The sequence below is a fragment of the Salegentibacter salarius genome (assembly GCF_900168265.1).
Lineage (GTDB): Bacteria > Bacteroidota > Bacteroidia > Flavobacteriales > Flavobacteriaceae > Salegentibacter > Salegentibacter salarius.
Window position 1 is genome coordinate 1 of record NZ_FVZF01000032.1, and the last position, 19,671, is coordinate 19,671.

Annotated in this window: 18 protein-coding genes, 1 tRNA gene and 1 pseudogene; 10 read left to right on the forward strand and 10 right to left on the reverse strand. The window is 37.2% G+C overall.

Annotation, left to right across the window (positions count from 1 at the left end):
* Positions 1 to 213 (forward strand): annotated as a pseudogene (locus tag B5440_RS15920) (transposase); the annotation flags it as partial.
* Between the two features lie 153 nt (positions 214 to 366).
* On the opposite strand, the gene B5440_RS14405 reads toward B5440_RS15920, so the two are convergent.
* Positions 367 to 1,053, reverse strand: coding sequence for a zinc metallopeptidase (locus B5440_RS14405; protein WP_070054647.1), 687 nt, complete (start codon positions 1,051 to 1,053; stop codon positions 367 to 369).
* Between the two features lie 308 nt (positions 1,054 to 1,361).
* Between B5440_RS14405 and pyrH the strand changes: the two genes are divergently transcribed.
* From pyrH to B5440_RS14445, 8 genes are all read left to right on the forward strand, one after another.
* A complete protein-coding gene (pyrH, locus tag B5440_RS14410; protein ID WP_057482579.1) occupies positions 1,362 to 2,069 on the forward strand; it encodes a UMP kinase in 708 nt (235 codons plus the stop codon).
* A gap of 31 nt (positions 2,070 to 2,100) precedes the next feature.
* Positions 2,101 to 2,655, forward strand: a complete 555-nt coding sequence (gene frr / locus B5440_RS14415) for a ribosome recycling factor (protein WP_070054648.1) — start codon at positions 2,101 to 2,103, stop codon at positions 2,653 to 2,655.
* Positions 2,656 to 2,691: 36 nt separating this feature from the next.
* The gene (locus B5440_RS14420) at positions 2,692 to 5,304 is read left to right on the forward strand and encodes a DUF5686 family protein (RefSeq protein WP_232756024.1); all 2,613 of its coding nucleotides are present in this window, start codon (positions 2,692 to 2,694) and stop codon (positions 5,302 to 5,304) included.
* A gap of 78 nt (positions 5,305 to 5,382) precedes the next feature.
* Positions 5,383 to 7,797 carry an efflux RND transporter permease subunit gene (locus tag B5440_RS14425; protein WP_070054649.1) on the forward strand — a complete coding sequence of 805 codons (2,415 nt, stop codon included), beginning with the start codon at positions 5,383 to 5,385 and terminating at the stop codon, positions 7,795 to 7,797.
* Positions 7,798 to 7,863: 66 nt separating this feature from the next.
* Positions 7,864 to 9,306: an asparagine--tRNA ligase gene (gene asnS, locus B5440_RS14430; protein ID WP_070054650.1), complete on the forward strand. Its 1,443-nt coding sequence runs from the start codon at positions 7,864 to 7,866 to the stop codon at positions 9,304 to 9,306.
* Positions 9,307 to 9,515: 209 nt separating this feature from the next.
* Positions 9,516 to 10,385: an RluA family pseudouridine synthase gene (locus B5440_RS14435; protein ID WP_070054651.1), complete on the forward strand. Its 870-nt coding sequence runs from the start codon at positions 9,516 to 9,518 to the stop codon at positions 10,383 to 10,385.
* 172 nt (positions 10,386 to 10,557) lie between these two features.
* On the forward strand, positions 10,558 to 12,024 hold the full coding sequence (rpoN, locus tag B5440_RS14440; RefSeq protein ID WP_070054652.1) for an RNA polymerase factor sigma-54: 1,467 nt from the start codon (positions 10,558 to 10,560) through the stop codon (positions 12,022 to 12,024).
* Positions 12,024 to 12,629 carry a hypothetical protein gene (locus B5440_RS14445; protein WP_070054653.1) on the forward strand — a complete coding sequence of 202 codons (606 nt, stop codon included), beginning with the start codon at positions 12,024 to 12,026 and terminating at the stop codon, positions 12,627 to 12,629. The genes rpoN and B5440_RS14445 overlap by 1 nt, the downstream gene beginning before the upstream one ends.
* Here the strand turns inward: B5440_RS14445 and B5440_RS14450 are convergent.
* From B5440_RS14450 to B5440_RS14490, 9 genes are all read right to left on the reverse strand, one after another.
* Positions 12,624 to 13,352, reverse strand: a complete 729-nt coding sequence (locus B5440_RS14450; protein WP_070054654.1) for a porin family protein — start codon at positions 13,350 to 13,352, stop codon at positions 12,624 to 12,626. The genes B5440_RS14445 and B5440_RS14450 overlap by 6 nt on opposite strands.
* 105 nt (positions 13,353 to 13,457) lie before the next feature.
* Positions 13,458 to 13,940: an ExbD/TolR family protein gene (locus B5440_RS14455; protein ID WP_070054655.1), complete on the reverse strand. Its 483-nt coding sequence runs from the start codon at positions 13,938 to 13,940 to the stop codon at positions 13,458 to 13,460.
* Between the two features lie 35 nt (positions 13,941 to 13,975).
* Positions 13,976 to 14,587, reverse strand: coding sequence for an ExbD/TolR family protein (locus tag B5440_RS14460; protein ID WP_070054656.1), 612 nt, complete (start codon positions 14,585 to 14,587; stop codon positions 13,976 to 13,978).
* 4 nt (positions 14,588 to 14,591) lie between these two features.
* Complete coding sequence (locus B5440_RS14465; protein WP_070054657.1) at positions 14,592 to 15,029, reverse strand: hypothetical protein; 438 nt, start codon at positions 15,027 to 15,029, stop codon at positions 14,592 to 14,594.
* Positions 15,030 to 15,043: 14 nt separating this feature from the next.
* Entirely contained in the window at positions 15,044 to 15,847 is an 804-nt protein-coding gene (locus tag B5440_RS14470; protein ID WP_070054658.1) for a MotA/TolQ/ExbB proton channel family protein, read from the reverse strand.
* 78 nt (positions 15,848 to 15,925) lie between these two features.
* Positions 15,926 to 16,013, reverse strand: a tRNA-Ser gene (locus B5440_RS14475).
* 72 nt (positions 16,014 to 16,085) lie between these two features.
* Positions 16,086 to 17,114 (reverse strand): asparaginase, encoded by a 1,029-nt coding sequence (locus tag B5440_RS14480; RefSeq protein ID WP_070054659.1) that lies wholly within the window; start codon positions 17,112 to 17,114, stop codon positions 16,086 to 16,088.
* A complete protein-coding gene (locus B5440_RS14485; RefSeq protein WP_070054660.1) occupies positions 17,098 to 18,240 on the reverse strand; it encodes a 1-acyl-sn-glycerol-3-phosphate acyltransferase in 1,143 nt (380 codons plus the stop codon). Before B5440_RS14485 ends, B5440_RS14480 begins: the two co-directional genes overlap by 17 nt.
* A gap of 50 nt (positions 18,241 to 18,290) precedes the next feature.
* Positions 18,291 to 19,058, reverse strand: a complete 768-nt coding sequence (locus B5440_RS14490) for a TatD family hydrolase (protein WP_070054661.1) — start codon at positions 19,056 to 19,058, stop codon at positions 18,291 to 18,293.
* Between the two features lie 52 nt (positions 19,059 to 19,110).
* Between B5440_RS14490 and B5440_RS14495 the strand changes: the two genes are divergently transcribed.
* Positions 19,111 to 19,548, forward strand: coding sequence for a retropepsin-like aspartic protease (locus B5440_RS14495; protein ID WP_070054662.1), 438 nt, complete (start codon positions 19,111 to 19,113; stop codon positions 19,546 to 19,548).
* Positions 19,549 to 19,671: the final 123 nt, after the last annotated feature.

Here is a 19,671-nt window from a genome sequence, read left to right on the forward strand (position 1 = left end):
ATCCGTCTCAAAGAAAAAGCTAGGAACCTACTATTAAGTGAAGCGGGAATAGCACATCGTAAACGTCGGTGCTGAGATGTGGAAGCCGTTTTTGGGAATATCAAGCAAAACATGGGCTTCAAGCGATTTATGCTTCGGGGAATGGAGAAAGTAACTACTGAAATAGGGTTAATCGCTATGGCGCACAACTTAAGAAAATTCAGTATAGCATAGGAAGGGGGCTTCCTTCCTTTTTTATCATTAAGAATATCTACAAAAGAAGAAGCGCTTCTCTCACAAAAACTTTTATCAATAAAAAAGGCCATCTAAATACTTTTTAGACGGCCTCTTTCTTTTATAAAATTTTCCGAAGAAATATTTTCAATATTAATCTCTTCCCATATAAATACTAAGAAAGTAAAGCAAAGTTGCTAAAGAACCAACTGCGGCAACCACATAAGTTCTTGCGGCCCATTTTAAGGAGTCTTCGGCAGCTTCGTGTTCCTGGCCCGAAACCATATTTTCGTTTTCTAACCAGGCCAAAGCGCGTTTACTGGCATCGTATTCTACAGGTAATGTTATAAAACTAAACAAAGTTCCCATCCCGAACATAATAATTCCTAATAGCAACACGGTGCTTCCAATAGCAGTTGTAGCCATAAGGATCAATCCACCAAAGATCACCCATTGGGAAAATCTTGAAGCTACGCTTACTACCGGCACTAACTGGCTTCTCATAGTTAACCAGCTATAGGCATTCGCATGCTGAATAGCGTGACCGGTTTCGTGGGTTGCTACAGCTGCAGCAGCCGCGTTTCTTTGACTATAAACACCTTCGGAAAGGTTAATGGTCTTTTTTTGCGGGTTATAATGGTCGGTCAACTTTCCGGGAGTAGAAATAACTTTTACATCATTAATATTGTTATCGCGCAACATTTTTTCGGCAAGTTCCTTTCCACTCATTCCATTTTGCAAATGCACTTTAGAGTATTTTTTAAACTTACTCTTCAGTTTATTGCTCACATACATACTCACTATAAAAATGAGCCCGGCAATTATATAATATCCTAACATAGTTTATCAATTTTTATTAATTCAAATGTAGCAAAAACCTCGCCATTTCAATTCATAAACTCTGGCTGACATTCTGAAAAAATCCTCACATAATTTTAACTGAATTCAAACTTTTTCTTTATTAAATTACCTTGTGGCAAATCCATTAGTCATTAAATGGATTTTTTTGATTTCGAGGCAAGCCTCCGAGCATTTAAATCTCGATTATCGAGTAAAAAAATTAGTAATTAGCGGAAGATTGATTGTGAATATGTTATTTTTCAATTTAAGATATTACCTATATTTGCACCAATCACTACAAAAAGACTATGCAGTACAAAAGAATACTTTTAAAATTATCGGGAGAAGCATTAATGGGACAGCGCCAATATGGCATAGATCCCGATCGGTTGGCAGAATATGCCGAAGAGATTAAACAAGTAACCGATAAAGGAATAGAAGTAGCCATAGTTATTGGTGGCGGAAACATCTTTAGAGGTGTTGCCGGGGCCAGCAAAGGAATGGATCGCGTGCAGGGCGACCATATGGGAATGCTTGCAACGGTTATTAACGGACTGGCTTTACAAAGCGCCCTGGAAGATGCCGATGTACAAACCAGGTTACAATCTGCCGTAAAAATAAATGAAGTAGCCGAACCTTTTATTAGAAGAAAAGCTATTCGCCATTTAGAAAAAGGCCGCGTGGTGATCTTTGGAGGTGGAACCGGAAATCCTTATTTCACAACAGATTCTGCTGCGGTTTTAAGAGCTATTGAAATTCACGCCGATGTTATCTTAAAAGGAACCCGCGTAGATGGAATTTACAATGCCGATCCTGAAAAAGACAAGCAAGCGACAAAGTTCGATTTTATTTCTTTTGACGATGTGATTAGAAAAGGTCTAAAAGTAATGGATACCACTGCTTTTACCCTAAGCCAGGAAAACGAGCTGCCAATTATTGTTTTTGATATGAATACCCCCGGAAACCTTCTAAAAGTAGTTACCGGCGAAAGAATAGGAACAAAAGTTAATTTATAAAGTTTTATTACGCTCAACTAATATTTTAAAAATGGAAGACGAAATTGAATTTATTATAGACACCGCCAAAGAAAATATGGAAAAGGCGATTGATCACTTAAAGAAACAATTGCAAAACATTAGGGCGGGTAAAGCCAACCCGGCAATGCTTGGTAGTGTAATGGTAGAATATTATGGAGCTCAAACTCCGCTTCAACAGGTTGCCAATGTGAATACACCAGATGCCCGAACTATTTCTATTCAGCCCTTTGAGAAAAGCCTGATTAAAGATATTGAAAAAGGAATTATGCTGGCAAACCTTGGTTTTAATCCAATGAACAACGGTGAGAGTGTAATTATAAACGTACCACCTCTAACTGAAGAGCGCCGTAAACAACTTACAAAACAAGCAAAAGCCGAAGCGGAAGATGCTAAAATTGGAGTAAGAAATGATCGAAAATCAGCCAACAACGAATTGAAGAAACTTGATATTTCTGAAGATTTACTTAGAGATGCTGAAAATGAGGTTCAGGAATTAACCGATGCTCATATTACCCGCATTGACGCTATCCTTGAAAACAAGGAAAAAGAAATTATGACTATATAATAGAAAGTCATTTTCTCTTGTTATTTTAGAGGCTGTTTGAAGAATTTTAAAATCGTCATCCTGAACTGGTTTCAGGAGCTAAACTGGAAACTGAATACTCCCGAAATGTCGGGACAGCTTGACGACAATAAGTTTTTCAAACAGCCTCCTTTATTTAAAGGCTTCATCAAAATTGTTCAAAATCCAGAAAAACCTATGCGTTATCCGTTCTTGCTTCTTTTTCTGCTTTTTTCAGGCATTAGCTTTGCCCAGCAAGAACTTCAAGGAAGGATTATCAATGAACAAACCGGCGAGCCCCTCGCCTACGCGAAAATAGAATACGAAGATGAAGAAACACTAAGTAAAATAGACGGTAGTTTTTCTCTCACCCTCACAAAAGACAAAACTGAACTTACTTTTTCCTATATAGGTTTTGAACCTCAAAATTTCACAGTTTCAAAAGAGGTAGAATACATAAGGGTTAAATTAACGCCAAAGATTGAAGCGCTTAAGCCTGTAACTATTTCTTCTGAAAAAAATAAAGCCGAAGGCATTATTAAAAAAGCCATTGCGCTTAAACCGCAAAACGATCCTGAAAAAAGATTAAAAAATTTCAACTTTAAAAACTATAATAAGTTTATAATAGATAACGAAGCCAGTAGGCTCGAAATGCAGAGTGACAGTACTAATTTTGAATTAAGCACTGTTATTAATTCTGGAGCCAGCTATTTTTCTGAAAAAATATCCAAGTTTTATTTTTCTCAAAAACAAGGTTTAAAAGAAGAGGTTCTGGCTTTAAAAAATGCGGGATTTGAAAAACCCGTTTATGAGATCCTTTCGCTTTCTGTGAATCCGTTTTCACTTTATCACAAAGATTTTCGCATTTTCGAAACCGATTATGCCGGGCCGCTCCAAAAATCGGCTTTTAAAAATTACGATTTTAAAATTCTAGATACCACTTCTACTTCCCGACCGGCTTATGTGATCTACTTTAAACCCAAAAGGCAACGCGCAGTCGCAGGTTTAGAAGGAATACTTTATTTAGACATCCAATCTTACGCAATTCAGCAGGCAAAAGCACAACTTTTAGGGGCGGTAAAACTGGAAATAGACCAGGAATATCAATACTTCCCCGAAGAAAAATTATGGTTCCCCAAAACGCAAAAAACAACAATCCGCCCGGGAAATGGCGGCAAATCTATTTCAGTCTTTGGAGGAATGATCTCTTCCGGAACGCTACAAAAGAAAGAATCAATTCTTAATAATATTCTCGCTCCGGGAAAGACAGATCCTAATTTATATTTAACCACCACGAGCACCAACTTTGATATTCAACTGAATTCTGAGGAGAGCTTGAATACTTCTGCCGAAATTGTGGTAATACCCGAAGCAAATTCTCGTTTGGAAGATTTTTGGCAGAAAAATAGAACCGAAGCCTTAAGCAATCAAAATAAAATTACCCAGGAGCGAGCCGAGCGGCTTATAAAAGAAAAAGAAATTGAAGAGCAAATCAACTTTAAAAATTCCATTTCTTCTGGATATTATCCTGTTGGTTTTTGGGATTTTTCACTGGGAAAATTCTTTAAATTCAATAATTACGAAGGGATTAGGTTAGGCTTTGGCGGGAAGACCAATAAGCAAATTTCAGATGATTTCAGTATAAATGGATATTTGGTGTATGGTACAAAAGATGAAGTTTTTAAATACAATTTAGGCACTTCAATTTATCTTAATAAAGCTACCGAAACCGATCTTAAATTCAATTATACCCGGGATATTGTTGAAACCGGAAGCTTCCATTATTTACAGGGGAAAAACGAATTTTCTATTGTAGAACCACGCTTTGTAAATATTAATTTCTTTTATGAACATCGCACCATAAGTAGTGGCTTAACGCATAGATTTGGTTCAGATTTTAAAACTGAGCTTCGGTTTTCTAAAAGTGATATTAGTCAAACCCGGGATTATAGTTTTCTTTTAAACGGCCAGGAATTTTCTGAATACACCCTTTCAGAAGCTACATTTTCTTTTTTATGGCGACCATTTGCCAAATTTTTAAAGACACCAAATGCTACCAAATTAATCGAAAAAGGTTATCCCAAGTTTACCGGACAGGTCACGAAAGGGATTTCCGGAGTGTTTGGTGGTGATTTTGATTACACCAAATTTGGACTTTTGGTAGAACACGAAATAAAACGACTTAACCAATCCAGAACCGAAATCATTTTGGAAGGCAATTATGCTACAGGCGAAGTTCCGCTTACGCATTTATTTCATTCTCTACCCAACAGTCCCGGTCGGGATGGTATTCTCAGCAGGTTTTCCGTAGCAGGAAGACGCAGTTTTGAAACCATGTATTACAATGAATTTTTTAGTGATAAGCAAGCGATATTACATATTAAGCATCAATTAAGACCTATAAACATTCACCGGTTAGTTCAGCCCGAACTGGTTTTTATCTCGCGTCACGTCATTGGAGACATCAGTAATCCTGAACAGCATAGTATTCCTTTTAAAAGTTTAATAGAAGGTTATCACGAATTCGGAATAGAATTACAAAAGATAATTTTAGGTTTTGGTCTGGGAGCTGCCTATCGCTACGGACCTTACAGTTTGCCTACCTTTGATGAAAATTTCGCCTTGAAATTTACTTTTCATTTAGATATTTAAACCAGCGCTACTTTAATCGCTTAAAGCCTGATAAATAGGCTTCCTTTTTATACCTTTGCGCTCGCTTAAACCCTTCCCATGGCCAAGATTTTTAGTTTCGGATTCTGGAACTCGATTGCGCGATTAATTTTGCGTAATAGGATAATTATACTTCTACTTATTGTTGCCACTACTGTGTTTTTTTCTACCCAGTGGAAAAATATGCGCTTTTCTTATACAGAAGCTAACCTGTTACCAGACGATCACGAAGATAATATTGCCTATAACGAGTTTTTAGACAAATTTGGAGAAGAGGGAAATGTTGTGCTTCTGGGAGTTAAAGACTCCACGCTTTTTCAACCTGAAAACTTCCAGGCCTGGAAAGAACTTACCAAAAAACTAGAGGCATATCCTGCAGTAGAGTATGCAATTTCTGTTAGTAACCTTCAACAGCTAAAAAAGTTTGAAGATCCCAGCCGGTTTGAAATGGTTCCTTTTATTTCTGAAGAAAATCCTACTAAAGAAGAACTTCAGCAATATCAAGACGAGCTTTATAACCAATTACCTTTTTACGAAAACCTGGTTTATAGTTCTCATTCTAATACGGTACAGTCGGCGATCTATATGAATAAGGAAATTGTAAACTCTAAAGCACGTAAAACCTTTGTTTTAGAAGAGTTACAGCCACTAATCGTCAATTTTGAAGAAAAAACAGGCATAGATGTAAAAGTTTCCGGGATGCCTTATATAAGAACATTAAATGCCCAAAATATTATTGACGAAATTGGGCTTTTTATTCTTGCAGCACTTGCGGTTACCTCACTCATTTTCTTTTTCTTTTTTAGATCTATTCGAGCAACTATTATTTCAATGATCACGGTTTGCATTGGCGTGATGTGGGCCTTTGGAGTAATTGGTTTACTGCATTACGAGATTACAGTGCTTACGGCCCTTATTCCGCCGCTTATCATTGTAATAGGAATTCCCAATTGTATTTTCCTGATAAATAAATACCAACAGGAAATAAAAAAACACGGCAACCAGGCAAAATCCTTACAACGGGTTATCACTAAAGTGGGAAATGCCACCTTAATGACTAATATTACTACGGCTTCCGGTTTTGCAACATTTATACTTACCGAGAGTACTCTATTAAAGGAATTTGGTATTGTGGCTTCCATTAATATCGTCGCCATATTTATTCTAAGCTTATTGATAATTCCTATTATCTATAGCTATATGAATTTACCTAAACACAAACACCTTAAACACCTTAATAAGCGCTGGATAGGTGGTTTTGTGAACTGGATGGAACAAATGGTAAGGCATCATCGCATTAGCATTTATATAATTTCAATTATGCTCCTGGTAGCGAGTATAATTGGAATTTATACCATAAAAATATCAGGAAGCTTACTGGAAGATATGCCAGAAAAAGCAGAGTTTTTTCAGGATATAAAATTCTTTGAAGAAGAGTTTGACGGCGTGATGCCTTTAGAAATTCTGGTAGATACAAAACGGAAAAACGGCGTACTAAAATCGGCTACGCTTAAGCGAATGGAAGAATTGCAAAACCATCTTGCCGAAATCCCGGAGTTCTCTCAACCTATTTCGGTAACACGACTTGTAAAATATTCTAAACAGGCTTTCTATAACGGCGAGGCTAAATATTATCAATTACCAAGTTCCCAGGAACAAAATTTCATTATGCCTTACGCTAAAGGCTTTTCTTCAAACGAAAACTTATTGAGCTCTTATGTAGATAGTACCGGGAGATACGCCCGGATCACCACCTATATGAAAGATGTGGGAACCGACAAAATGGAGGACTTAGAAGAAGACCTTTGGCCAAAGATCAATAAAATCTTTCCTGAAGAACGCTACGAGGTTTCCATGACTGGAAAGGCTCTTATTTTCCAGAAAGGAACTAACTATTTGGTAAAGAATCTTGTGATCTCCCTTTCCCTGGCCATTTTATTAATAGCTCTGCTTATGGCCTGGATGTTTAGATCTTTCAGGATGATAATTGTATCTCTTGTTCCCAATTTATTGCCCCTGTTAGTAACAGCGGGAATGATGGGCTTTTTAGGGGTTCCAATAAAACCTTCTACGATCCTTGTGTTTAGTATCGCTTTCGGAATTTCGGTAGATGATACGATTCACTTTTTAGCGAAATACAGGCAGGAACTAAAAGCCAATAATTGGAAAATTAAACGTTCGGTTTATGCGGCTTTACGAGAAACCGGCGTGAGCATGTTCTATACCTCAATCGTGCTGTTTTTCGGGTTTTCAGTATTTATGATCAGTAGTTTTGGCGGAACTGTAGCTCTTGGCGGACTCGTTTCGGCAACCTTACTTTTCGCAATGCTTGCTAATTTATTATTGTTACCATCTTTATTGCTTTCCCTGGAAAAGAATATTGCTAATAAGGAAACTTTAAAGGAGCCGGCAATGAAAATTATAGATACCGATGAGGATGAAGCTGAAATTGAAAAAGAAGAATCTAAAAATTAATAAAACCGGCTTGCTTTGCAGGCTGAAGCGGAAAAATTATATTTGTTTTTTTAAAATCTTACATAAATGATACAAGCAAAAATTGCTATAATATTAGACAGCAATCAATTCCTACAGGAATTTGAGGTGAACGGCTGGGTACGTTCTTTTAGGAGCAATCGCTTTATTGCCTTAAACGATGGTTCAACCATCAACAACCTGCAATGTGTAATAGATTTTGAAAATTTTGACCAGGACGAACTAAAACGAATCACCGTTGGCTCGGCGATTTCGGTAAAAGGTACGCTGGTTGAAAGCCAGGGGAATCAACAACGAGTTGAAATTGAAGTAAAAGAATTTAAAATTCTTGGAGATGCGAATCCGGAAGAGGTAAAACTTACCATTCTTTCACCAAAACGCCATAGTCTTGAAAAGCTTAGAGAGCAGGCTCATTTAAGAGTACGCACCAATACTTTTGGCGCCATAATGCGTGTACGTTCTAAACTGTCTTTTGCTGTGCACAGTTATTTTCAGCAAAATAACTTCCACTATGTAAACACTCCAATTATTACCGGAAGTGATGCCGAAGGAGCTGGCGAAATGTTTAGGGTGAGTGCTTTAGATATGGAAAACCCACCAAAGAAGGAAGATGGCAGCATCGATTTTAGTCAAGATTTCTTCGGAAAAGAAACCAATTTAACCGTTTCAGGACAATTGGAAGGAGAAGCCTACGCTATGGGACTTGGGCAGATCTATACCTTCGGACCAACTTTTAGAGCTGAAAATTCCAATACTTCGCGTCATTTAGCTGAATTCTGGATGATAGAGCCAGAAGTTGCTTTCTGCGACCTTGATGGCAACATGGATTTAGCCGAAGATTTTATAAAATATGTATTGAAATATATTCTAGAAAACTGCAAGGACGACCTTGAATTTTTAGACAAGCGTTTCAAAACTGAGGAGGAAGCCAAGCCAAAAGCAGACCGCAGTGTTATGGGCTTAATGGAAAAACTTCACTTCGTAATAGATAACAATTTTAAGCGAGTAAGTTATACCGAGGCTATCGAGATTCTTAAAAATTGTAAACCGAACAAGAAGAAAAAATTCAATTATATCATTGAAGAATGGGGTGCCGATCTGCAAAGCGAACACGAACGCTTTTTAGTTGAAAAACACTTTAAATGCCCGGTAATTTTATTCGATTATCCAGCAAATATCAAGGCTTTCTATATGCGTCTTAATGAAGATGGCAACACCGTAAGAGCTATGGACATTCTTTTCCCGGGAATTGGGGAAATTGTGGGTGGCTCGCAACGAGAAGAGCGCTTAGATGTACTTAAAAGCAAAATGAAGGAGTTAGATATAGACGAAAAAGAATTGTGGTGGTACCTTGACACCCGTAAGTTTGGAACCTGTGTTCACAGTGGTTTCGGACTTGGGTTTGAAAGACTGGTACAATTCGTAACCGGAATGGGAAATATACGAGACGTAATTCCTTTCCCAAGAACTCCACAAAACGCCGAGTTTTAAGATATTTTAAAACCTCACAAGCTTTCAAAACTTGTGAGGTTTTTTATTCCTGTCTACGTCATCCTGAATTTATTTCAGGGTTTGCTCCGAAATTTATTCGGAGATCAAATTTGATTAAAAATTTATACCATGTTAGAAGCTGAAACAAGTTCAGCTTGACGAAACCTAGAATCTTAGAAAGCTTTTAGTTTATAATAACCACCTGACCATTGAAAATCAAAGAAACCCATATTGTTCCCGCTATCCCAGAAAAGATCAGGTTGCAGGAATATGCGGTTGCCATCTTTGTTTCTCTTCCCACCAAAAGTTCGCTTAAAAAAGCTTTAAAAAAAGAGCTTATTCTTTTAGATGGTCAACCGGCAAAAACTTCAGACTGGATTAAAGAAGGCCAAACAATAGAACTTCTTGAACCTGAAAAACCGAACAAGAAAGTTTTCACCTTAAAACTGGAGATTATTTTTGAAGATGATTATCTCGCACTTATTTATAAACCCGCAGGGATTCCTACCAGCGGCAATTACTTTAAAACTATAACCAACGCGCTTCCATTTAATTTAAAACCATCCAATCAAAAAGATGCATTACCTGCTCCTTTGCCTGTACATAGATTAGATAATCCAACTTCAGGAATACTATTAATTGCAAAAAGTAAAGCTGCCCAGGTGGCTTTAAATAGACTTTTTGAAGAAAAGAAGATCATAAAAAGTTATCACGCTTTAGTTTTCGGAACTATCCTGGATTCCTTTATTTCATATAACCCGATTGAAGAAAAATATGCAGAAACACAGATTGAAGTTATAGAACATTTTCAGTTTAAAAATGAGAAATTAAGCCTGGTAAAAGCATTTCCCAGAACAGGCAGAACGCATCAAATTAGAATTCATTTAGCTGAAAATGGGAATCCAATTGTAGGTGATAAACTATACGGCAAAACTTCAGAAAACATAAAAAAAGGCGGCCTGTTTTTAGCGGCTACGGGTCTGGAATTCATTCATCCTGAGACTAAAGAGATTATGAATTTTGAGCTGGAGCTTCCTAAGAAATTTAGAGAAATTAAGAATTCAGCTAAGGATACTTAACAAAATTTTACCACAATCATTTACTGTGCCAAAGGCTGCATAGCTTTGTTTTGCCTATTTTTGTAGTAAACCATCCCGATATTTTTCGGGAGTACTAAATGAGACAACAAAGCTTTCAACCCAGCGTTGAATAAACTAAATCTCACTTAGTAAGTAAAGCAAAATAAGTTTTATGCTTAAACAGCAACTAAATCTCAAATTATCCCAGAAGCTTTCTCCGCAGCAAATACAGCTGATGAAGCTTATACAACTTCCTACGCAAGCTTTTGAGCAGCGTATAAAACAGGAGCTAGAGGAAAATCCGGCGCTGGAAGATGGTAAGTTGGAGACCAAGGATGAATATGAAGAATATGAAGACGATTATAATGAAAGAGATCGGGAAGACGAAGGAACTGAATCTATTGAAGCCGAAATTGATGTTGATGAATATTTAAGTGACGACGAGGTGCCTAATTACAGGTTACAAGCCAATAATTATAGCCCAGACGATGATGAAAAAAGTGTTCCTTATGCTGCAGGAACTTCATTTACCCAATATTTAACCACACAATTAAGCACTCTTAGGTTTGATGAAACCGAAGAAAAAATAGCTGCATTCCTTGTGGGAAGTGTAGATGAGAGTGGTTACCTGAGAAGGGAATTGCAAGATGTTGTAGATGACCTGGCTTTCACTCAAAATATTTATACCGATGAAGATTCGGTAGAGAAAGTATTAAAAAAGGTTCAGGAACTGGATCCGGCGGGTGTAGGAGCAAGATCTCTTCAGGAATGCCTACTTATTCAATTAAGACGAAAAGAGCCCACAAAGGCTGTAGAATTAGCCGAGGATATCCTGGATCGCTCTTTTGACCAATTCAGCAAAAAGCATTACACCAAAATAATTTCCAGGCACGATATTTCTGAGGATGAACTTCGGGAAGCCATAGATGTCATTGAACATCTAAACCCAAAACCAGGTGGTTCTTATTCAGGAAATACAAGAATGGTAGAGCACGTCATTCCAGATTTTACCATAAAAATTGTAGATGGAGATTTAGAATTAAGCCTAAACGGAAGAAACGCTCCGCAAATGCACGTTTCCCGTGATTATAGCGATATGCTAAAAGGTTATAAGGAATCTAAAGAAAAAACGAAAGCCCAGAAAGATGCGGTTATGTTTATAAAACAGAAACTGGATGCCGCAAAATGGTTTATAGAAGCCATACAACAAAGGCAGCAAACCTTGATGGTGACCATGAGTTCTATTATGAACTACCAGAAAGAATATTTTCTTACCGGGGACGAGCGCTATCTTAGACCAATGATCTTAAAGGATATTGCAGATGAAATAGAAATGGACGTTTCTACGGTTTCCCGTGTAGCGAACAGTAAATATGTGGACACGCCTTACGGAACCAAACTCATTAAAGAATTCTTCTCTGAATCTATGAAAAACGATCAGGGTGAAGATGTTTCTACACGTGAGATAAAAAAGATCCTGGAAATGTCTATAGAGGAAGAAGACAAGCGAAAACCTCTTACCGATGAGAAACTCGCAAAAGTTTTAAAAGACAAAGGTTACCCTATTGCGCGCCGAACAGTGGCAAAATATAGAGAGCAATTAGACATTTCGGTTGCCAGGCTTCGAAAAGAGATTTAATGAGATTCCTTTTAAAAAGCGCTTCATTTATTTTTCATCCGCTATGGCTACCGCTGGCGGGTAGTTTTTTGTATTTTATTTTTACACCTAGATTCTTTCCCGAAGGTGTTGTGCAAGCAAAATTACTGGCTATTGCCATACTTACTATCTTTATTCCTGTAGTCTTTTATTTTTTACTGAAAAACCTCGGAAAAGCACAATCTGTCTTTTTAGTTGACGTAAAAGAACGAAAATGGCCGCTGATCTTTTATACTATTTTAATCACCATGGTGTTAAACCAGATTTTAAATGCCTACAATTATGCCGCCCTCTATTACTATTTTACCGGAATTCTTTTCGCTACAATAGTGGCCTTTGTGCTGGTGGTATTTAAACTCAAAGCCAGTTTACATATGATGGGCTTAGGTGGTCTTTTGGTGTTTCTAATCGGGATAAGTCTCAATTTTAAAATTGATCTTACCTATACGATTAGCTTCTTGATCCTCGCGCTTGGTTTAACCGCTTCTTCGAGGATCTATTATAAAGCTCATAGCATTAACGAACTGGTACTTGGTCTTGCCTGTGGAATGATAACTCAAGTTCTGGTTTTAAACCTTTGGCTATAAAATATAGAACATAAGCCCCGCTCTAAATACAGAAACATCTATGGTCTCGCCATTTAACTGAGCATCTGGAAATAGGGAATTTAAACTATAATAGAGATGGAAGTTGAAAGTATTAAAGCCGAATGTAAAGGTTGCCCCCATCCGGAAACGATCTAATTCGGGAACCTCGGTTTGAACAACCTGATTACCGGGCTGTACAAAATTACTTTTAAAATGATAGATATAACCAAATCTTAATCCGGTATAAATTCTCCAGAACTTATAAGTTTCAGCCGTAGAAGTTCGCCAGCGGAATTCTAAAGGCGCCTCAATCAGTTGTGTAGAAAACCTGTTGGTACTATAATCTATATCATTAGTTAATTCCCTAAAAATGCTTTCTCCGGCTTCATCTTCGCCAATAAAAAGATTTTGGCTATAGCTATTTAAAGACCAGCCTAAACCAACTGCTATAGCAATATTTCGACGTTTATTAAGCGGGAAATCTCTCGTAAATCCTGCGTGAAGACCTCCCGAGAAACCTGATTGTGAAATAGCATCGGGTTTATTGCTTATCAGGTTAAAAGTTAAACCCACATAAAACTGATCTTCGCGATACAAACTATCAATTACCGAAGGCACAGAGTCGGGAATGCTTTGAAGCCCGACCTCTTCTTCAGTCTGGGCGCAAAGAGGAAGACTAAAAATAACAAATAAGCAAATAAAGATTTTAAGTAATTTATTCATTTTAAACCACAGGTATATTGAGTTTAAAGATAAAAAAACATCCTGCCAAATATTTAAATTCAGACAGGATGTTTATACAGTTTTGAAAAAATGACCTATTGGTCCTTATTGCATATTTTGTAATGCATCACCTTCTTTGGTTGTATAGTTGATTTTAAGAGCTTCAGCTTTTCTCAATTCTTGTTTGATATCTGAAACTAATCCCATATTTGTTTCTTCATCTACCTTAAGGGCAGTTGTAAGATATGGAATCAACTCTTCTCGCTTAGTTTCTCTTTCAGAAAAGATAAACTGTTGTACTTCACCAACACTGGCAAATTTATCGTTCAGCTGAATCCTTGCTTCCTTACCAAAAGTTTGTTGGTATCTTGGGCTAGGTTTTCCAGCATAGATATACATAACGAGATCTTTTTTATCCAGTTTTTCAACCTGATCGGCGTATGGTAGTTTATTTTGTACCATTAACGTATTTTGGCGCATAACGGTAACAACCATAAAGAAGAACAATAACATAAATACAATATCTGGTAAAGATGCTGTACTAATAGCTGGTTGCCCTTCGCTTTTTTTCTTTTTGAATTTAGACATAATTGAGTCTTAAATTTAAGTTTTAGATTAGGTTATTAACTCGTTGGTTCGGCTTCAGAAAGCTTTTGAGGAATCATATCTTTAATCAATTCAATTCTCTCCTTCAGCGTTTCTTTAGCACCTTCACTTGTACGCGAGTCGTTATACTTAGCTTCCATCGCTGTAAAGCTTGTACCGAACAAACGTTGCGCTTCTCTATCTCTAAGTTGGTTATAAGCCGCTACAAGTTCATTTTGCACCGCGATATAAGTTCCATACTCAGTTCCCCGGTTATTTACCAAAGAGATAATAGCTTTTTGTGGGTTTACAGAAGAATTAGCATCTCCTGGTCCCTGGCAGAAATCACAAGCTTCATCGCCTGTTCCCCCACCATTATCGATAAATTCTACTGCGGCTTGTCGCAATTCCTCTATCTCCATCTCCTCATCTTCTACAAGTAACTGGTTATTACTGTTAACCAATACCTGGAAGATATTTCTTTCTTTAATTACCGGTGGATCCTGCTCTTCTGGCTGCCATGGGGGTAGTTTCCTACTAATCCCACTATCTGTCTCAATGGTTGTGGTTACCAAAAAGAAGATTAGTAGCAAGAAAGCAATATCGGCCATCGAACCGGCATTAACTTCTGGTGCTTCTCTTCTTGCCATAATTTTACTTCGTTAATTTTTTAACTCCGGAAATAACCATTGCTAAAATTGCAATTCCTGCAAGAATGTAAAAAGTTACCAAACCTGCACTTATCCAATGCGCTGCACTAGCCGAAAGTATGTCTCCGTCCTTAAGCGTCATTTGAGATCCGTCAGTTACAAGGTAAGCTATTATAATAACCGCCAGGAATGCTCCAACAGCAATTAGCGTGTTTTTTATATTTCCTTTAAACAGGCCTTTTATCACAAAGACTAGAACCAAAGCAATCACAATTGCCAATACTAAATATGCAACATACATAAATGGATTGAGCAAACTGGTTTGCAAATCGGCCGAGGCCTCTATAGCATCACCGTCTTCCGCTAAGATCCTTCCAAGAAGGATAAGACCTATAACGCCTATAACGATGGATACATATTTTAATATTTTATGTAAAGTCATAATTTAATCTGGTCTTAGATTCTTTTTTTGTTTTTGTAAGCTACCAACATATCGATAAGAGTGATAGATGCATCTTCCATATCGTTTACAATACTATCTATCTTAGCGATAATGTAGTTGTAAAAAATTTGAAGGATAATAGCTACGATCAAACCAAATACGGTGGTAAGAAGTGCCACTTTAATACCTCCGGCAACAAGAGAGGGTTGCATATCACCAGCTGCTTCAATTCTATCGAAGGCGGTAATCATACCAATTACAGTACCCATGAAACCAAGCATAGGAGCAATTGCGATAAATAAAGATAACCAGGAAACGTTTTTCTCTAATTGTCCCATTTGTACACCACCGTAAGCTACAACAGCTTTTTCTGCAGCGTCAATACTTTCGTCTGCACGATCCAGACCCTGGTAGTAGATAGAAGCAACAGGTCCTTTTGTATTTCTACAAACTTCCTTAGCAGATTCTACACCACCACTATTTAATGCATCTTCTACGTTTCTAGCTAATTTCTTAGTGTTTGTAGTAGAAAGATTTAAAAAGATAATTCTCTCAATGGCAACAGCCAAACCAAGAATTAAACATAAAAGAACAATCCCCATAAATGCAGGACCACCTTCTATAAAACGTTTTTTAAGTTCCTGATGAAAACCAAGAGTTTCTTCCTCTGCCTCATCTGCGGCAGCTGCAGCCTCTTCATCCTGTACAAAATTTACAATTGTTCCAGGCAATGTGTTAACATCATTGGCCGCATTTAGGTTTCCGGCTCCTAGCACCATCACCGCGGCGATTACCAAAATAGAAAATAATCTTTTCATTACTGTTTGTCTTAATTTAATTAGTTAAAGGGTTAAAGATATAAAAATAAATTTTTAATAAAAATATAATAATTATTGCAGAGAGGAAGGGATTCGAACCCTCGATACGCTTGTGGCGTATACACACTTTCCAGGCGTGCGCCTTCGACCACTCGGCCACCTCTCTTTATTAACGTTTTCTAAACGGTGCGCCAAATAACGAAAAAAAATATAGTCCGTCAAGCATCTGCCGTTAATTTTATGACATTTCCCCTCTCAGGGAAGTTTCAAAGATAGTTTTAAAAACTTTTGGTGACAATTCTTTACCCAAAAGGTACATTAATTTTGCCACCGCAGCTTCAGTACTTATATCTTTTCCTGAAACCACTCCTATTTTTTTTAGCTGCACACTTGTTTCATATTGCCCCATTACCACGCTGCCACCTATACATTGCGTTATATTCACTACAAATAATCCTTCTAAAATCTTTCTTTTCAGAATATCCAGGAACCAATCGTCACTAGGCGCATTACCGCTTCCGTAAGTCTCTAGCACCACTCCTTTCAATCCAGGTTTGGAAAGCATATATTCAACAGTTGCCGCATTTATCCCGGGAAATATCTTTAAAATCAATACTTCATTACTAAATCCTGTATGTAATTTTGTTTTCTGTCTTCGGTTGGGACGCCAAAGTGCATTATGATTTACCGATAGATATACTCCAGATTCGGCTAAAGGCGGATAATTTAACGAAGCAAAAGCTTGAAAATGCTCAGCATTAATCTTTGTGGTCCTGTTAGCTCTATATAATTTATACTCAAAATAAAGTCCTACTTCAGAAATTACCGGTTTTCCATTTTTTTGTAAACCTGCAATCTGGATACTGGTAATAAGGTTTTCTTTAGCATCTGTTCTAAGGTCACCAATAGGTAATTGAGATCCTGTAAAAATAACTGGTTTGGTTAAATTCTCAAACATAAAACTCAGGGCCGAAGCGGTATAAGACATAGTATCACTGCCGTGCAATACCACGAAACCATCGTAAGTTTCAAAACTATCATTTATAGTATGTGCCACCTTTACCCAACATTCCACATTCATATTAGAGGAATCTATAGGATCGTCAAAACTTAGCGTATCAATTTCGTGTTCCAGGATCTTTAGCTCCGGAATATTCTGTAGTAATTCATCAAAATTAAAAGCTTTTAGGGCACCTGTATCATAATCTTTGATCATCCCAATAGTCCCGCCGGTATAAATAAGCAGGATCTTAGCTCTTTTCTTCATAAAGTGCTTCTTTATTAATTACCGGGTTTGCATACATTAACAAATAACTATTTAGCTCCAGGGGATTTTTCACATCTACCCTTCGGCTAAGGCGACGTTCAAACTGCCTTTTTTCCTTATCGGAATATTTACCGGCATAAGTTTCTGAATTTTTCAGCAAATCGAATGCGATATAATTGGCCGGCCATAATTTGTAACTCTTATAAATATGCTCGTCTATTTTTGAAGCCACCGCTTTTAACTGGGCATTTAAAGAAGTATGTTCTTTCTCAATTTCATCAAAAACTTCTTTCCCTAATACTTCTCCGGCATTAATATGAATACGCCCTTTGTTCCCCATTGCACCCTGCATAATAGAGTTAAAATCTTCGTTAGCAGATTTCACATACTCTTCTTTCATTCTTTTAGCAAGAATTTCAGGCATTTTCAGAATATCTGTAGGATCAAATTCATAGGAAATCGCTACCGGAACAATTTTAAGTTCGGTAAAATATTCAGCCAGGCTTTTTTTACCTTTGGCCATTCCAAGCATTTTTAATACACCTTGCTGCGTATAATCGCTTCCATCTTTAGTTCTACCTTCTCTTTGCGCCATCCAAACCGAACGACCATCTTCCAGAAGCAATTTTTTAATATACTCTGAAAGCACCATAGAACTCTTCAACATTTCACGAGGGCTAATTCCACGTTTTACCAGGAAATTCCTGTTTAAACGGGACAAAGCCATGAGAAAAGGTTTCTGTACCAAATTATCACCAATAGCCGAAGCCGTCATGATAAGATCCTGCTCATACAGTGTGGTATTTAACAAGCAAGTGTCGAGAATAATATCCCGATGATTGGAGATATAAAAATAAGGCTTGTCGCTATCTAATTTATCAAAACCATCGTAGGTAAGTCCTTCGGTACTTTTTTCAATAACTTTTAATACCGAATTATAGATCACCTTGGTTTGAAAATCTCTAATAGAATGGCATTCCTCTAATATGGCTGCAATTTCTTCTGAATCCTTATCGGGAAAAGTGAATTGCAAAAGGGTTTTCACCATAGGGTGTCTCATGAACTCTGCCAGGGCAGGTTGCACCTCATCATCTTTATAAAACCTTATGTCTTCGAATTCTTTCACGCAAAATTATGTTAGCTAGGCAAATGAACAAATTTTAATTTTAACCTCCTTTATATCCCAAATATATCTTTTGAATTTTGGGTGGTTACCTCTGCGATTTCAGCCAGTGGTTTTTGATAGATCTCAGAAATTTTTTCAGCTACCTTTAATAGGTATTCCGGTTGATTTCTTTTTCCGCGGAAAGGCGATGGTGATAAATAAGGTCCATCGGTCTCCAGAACAATTTCTTTTAAAGGAATTTCATTCAGAAATTTATCTATTTTTCCGTTTTTGAACGTTACTACGCCACCAATCCCGAGTTTCAGGTTATAAGAAAGCGCTCTTTTGGCCTGTTCGAGGTTTCCGGTAAAACAGTGAAAAATCCCAAAAAGATCGTCACTTTTTTCTTCTTCTAAAATCTCAAAAATCTCATCAAAAGCTTTCCTGCAATGAATTACAATGGGAAGTTTATGCTTTTTTGCAAGTTTAATTTGTCTTCTAAAAGCTTCCTGCTGAATTTCTAAAGTGCTTTTATCCCAATGCAAATCTATCCCAATTTCTCCTACGGCGTAAAACCTGCGTTGCCCAAATTGCTCTTCTACATGTTTTAATTCCTCTTCAAAATTCTCCTGAACTTGAGTTGGATGCAAGCCCATCATTAGAAAAACATTCTCGGGATAACGGGCTTCCAGATCATACATAGCCTGGGTAGTTTCAGAATCTATGGCCGGAAGAAAAAATCTTTCAATATTCTGCTTAAAGGCATTTTCTATAAGCTCATCCCTGTCATCTTCATAATCTTCACTGTAAAGATGTATATGTGTATCGGTTAAAATCATAAAAGCAAAAATAATTTATTTTGAAGACCTATCTTTGTGAAAAACACAAAGAATGTCATCTTTAAAGAAATTGCTTAAAGAAAAAGGATTTAAGCGCATAAAATTAAAATATACCAAAACCCAGCATCTAGAACTGGTAGCGAAAATTAATAATATTGAAGGAAACTTTATCCTTGATACCGGTGCTTCAAGCACTTGTGTAGGTCTTGAAGCTGTAGAACACTTTAAGCTTCTTGCCGAAGACAGTGATATTAAAGCGGCCGGCGCAGGAGCAACTAACATGCTTACGCAAATTGCTCAAAAGAATCGGATAGAAATTAAAGGCTGGAAAAAGAAAAAAGTAGACCTTGTACTCTTTGATCTAAGACACGTAAACGAAGCCCTTATAAACCACGAAGCTGAAAAGGTCCACGGGATAATTGGCGCCGACCTTCTAAAGAAAGGAAAAGCTGTTATAGATTACAAAGCGCCCGCACTTTACTTAAAATAAGTTTTTGGAAAGGGGAATTATCCCCTTGACTTGCCACTGCATACTACCTAAGTTTGAGGTATTAATGTTAGTAGAATGCCTGGTGTGTCAAAAAATAAAACTCAAAACAGTTTCCTTTATATC

What these genes read in the sequence shown, in the direction of transcription:
- B5440_RS14405 (WP_070054647.1), bottom strand. Translation starts at nt 1,053, where the DNA reads ATGTTAGGATATTATATAATTGCCGGGCTCATTTTTATAGTGAGTATG.
- pyrH (WP_057482579.1), top strand. Translation starts at nt 1,362, where the DNA reads ATGCAGTACAAAAGAATACTTTTAAAATTATCGGGAGAAGCATTAATG.
- frr (WP_070054648.1), top strand. Translation starts at nt 2,101, where the DNA reads ATGGAAGACGAAATTGAATTTATTATAGACACCGCCAAAGAAAATATG.
- B5440_RS14425 (WP_070054649.1), top strand. Translation starts at nt 5,383, where the DNA reads ATGGCCAAGATTTTTAGTTTCGGATTCTGGAACTCGATTGCGCGATTA.
- asnS (WP_070054650.1), top strand. Translation starts at nt 7,864, where the DNA reads ATGATACAAGCAAAAATTGCTATAATATTAGACAGCAATCAATTCCTA.
- rpoN (WP_070054652.1), top strand. Translation starts at nt 10,558, where the DNA reads ATGCTTAAACAGCAACTAAATCTCAAATTATCCCAGAAGCTTTCTCCG.
- B5440_RS14445 (WP_070054653.1), top strand. Translation starts at nt 12,024, where the DNA reads ATGAGATTCCTTTTAAAAAGCGCTTCATTTATTTTTCATCCGCTATGG.
- B5440_RS14450 (WP_070054654.1), bottom strand. Translation starts at nt 13,352, where the DNA reads ATGAATAAATTACTTAAAATCTTTATTTGCTTATTTGTTATTTTTAGT.
- B5440_RS14455 (WP_070054655.1), bottom strand. Translation starts at nt 13,940, where the DNA reads ATGTCTAAATTCAAAAAGAAAAAAAGCGAAGGGCAACCAGCTATTAGT.
- B5440_RS14460 (WP_070054656.1), bottom strand. Translation starts at nt 14,587, where the DNA reads ATGGCAAGAAGAGAAGCACCAGAAGTTAATGCCGGTTCGATGGCCGAT.
- B5440_RS14465 (WP_070054657.1), bottom strand. Translation starts at nt 15,029, where the DNA reads ATGACTTTACATAAAATATTAAAATATGTATCCATCGTTATAGGCGTT.
- B5440_RS14470 (WP_070054658.1), bottom strand. Translation starts at nt 15,847, where the DNA reads ATGAAAAGATTATTTTCTATTTTGGTAATCGCCGCGGTGATGGTGCTA.
- B5440_RS14480 (WP_070054659.1), bottom strand. Translation starts at nt 17,114, where the DNA reads ATGAAGAAAAGAGCTAAGATCCTGCTTATTTATACCGGCGGGACTATT.
- B5440_RS14490 (WP_070054661.1), bottom strand. Translation starts at nt 19,058, where the DNA reads ATGATTTTAACCGATACACATATACATCTTTACAGTGAAGATTATGAA.
- B5440_RS14495 (WP_070054662.1), top strand. Translation starts at nt 19,111, where the DNA reads ATGTCATCTTTAAAGAAATTGCTTAAAGAAAAAGGATTTAAGCGCATA.